Source organism: Rhizorhabdus antheiae (assembly GCF_049889055.1).
GTDB lineage: Bacteria > Pseudomonadota > Alphaproteobacteria > Sphingomonadales > Sphingomonadaceae > Rhizorhabdus.
In genome coordinates this window covers 1-1,318 of the sequence record NZ_JBLTWO010000028.1, presented here as the reverse complement: position 1 = coordinate 1,318, position 1,318 = coordinate 1, and the positions used below count along the sequence as shown (strand labels likewise).

At 64.6% G+C, this 1,318-nt stretch carries 1 protein-coding gene; it reads right to left on the bottom strand.

Going from position 1 to position 1,318, the window contains the following annotated elements; all coding sequences use genetic code 11:
- Window positions 1-213: 213 nt before the first annotated feature.
- Window positions 214-1,230: an IS110 family RNA-guided transposase gene (locus tag ACNI3R_RS20405; protein WP_426187069.1), complete on the bottom strand. Its 1,017-nt coding sequence runs from the start codon at window positions 1,228-1,230 to the stop codon at window positions 214-216.
- Window positions 1,231-1,318 lie beyond the last annotated feature (88 nt).

The window sequence follows — 1,318 nt, the reverse complement described above, 5'->3', positions numbered from 1 at the left end:
TGTTGTCTAATTGAATGTCTCCTTTTGAGAGGATTCCCGGTTAGCCAACGGTTGTCTTCGAGGTCATCGGACGACGCGGTTGCGTAGTTATCCGAGCCATCATGATCGCGGCCGGGCGAAGAGGGTGGACGTCTCTGTGTCACCGACGGGGTCGTGAACCGCTACAGTACAATCGAGATCGTCCGCGCATGGCTGTACGGGAGCCGGTTTGGGCTAGGCCCAGCGGAACTCGGTCTCGTTCAGCCATAGCGAGTGGAGCAGGACGGCCAGCTTTCGGGCGACGGCGGTGCGAGCCCTTTTGCTGCCCTTGGTTTCGGCGATGCGCCGCCCCCATTGCTGGAGAGCGAACGGCCGCTTGACCCGCGAGAGAAGGTTGTTGGCGGCCTCGTAAAGCGCGCGGCGCAGCATCGGGTCGCCAGCCTTTGAGATGTGGCCACGCGTGTCGCGCTCGCCCGACTGATTGCGACGGGGGACGAGGCCGGCATAAGCCCCGACATCCTCGCTTCGGGCGAAGCGCTGCGGATCCTCGATGCTGGCGGTGTAGGTGAGTGCGGTGATCGGCCCCACGCCGGGGACGGTCATCAGGCGGGACGCTACCGGATCGGCGGCGGCGCGCTGCTCCAACGCGCGAGCCGATCTGCGCAACTGCTGCTCGATACCTTCCAGGGCGGCGATGAGCGGGGCGAACAGGGCTTCGAGATCGGGGCGCTGGCCATAGAGCGCAGCAAGACGCTCGGCGCGCTTGTTGGGTGTGGTGACCTTCCCGAGGCGCAGGCCGAACAACTTCAGCAAGCCGCGCAACTGGTTGGCCATGGCGATGCGTGCATCGACGAGCTGGGAGCGGATGCGCAGCGCAGCGCGGTCGATGTGGGTGGCCGAAGCCTTCATGTGCACGCGCTTGAACCAGCCCGTGCGACAGAGCTGGGCAAGGCCCTCGGCGTCATGCGCATCGCTCTTGTTCACGCGGGTCGACAGCACCCCCTTGGCATGGCGCGCGCAGATGCAGACGACCGGCACGCCGCGCTCGACCAGGCCATGATAGAGAAAGGTGGACAGGGGGCCAGTCTCCAGCACCACCCGAACAACGTCCGGGCAGTGCCGCGTCAGCCACTGGGCAAGTGCCGCCGGATCACTCGGTGCTGCGTCACGCTTCAGAATCATGCCATCCGCATCGACCACGCAAATCGTCGTCAGCTTGTCCGACACGTCGAAACCAGCATAGGCTGTCATCGGTCACCCTCCTCCTCTGGAGCACCCCTCCGGCGACTCCGTACATAGAAGGAGGGTGGCTAACTCAATTTCGCGGTGTCACCGTAAT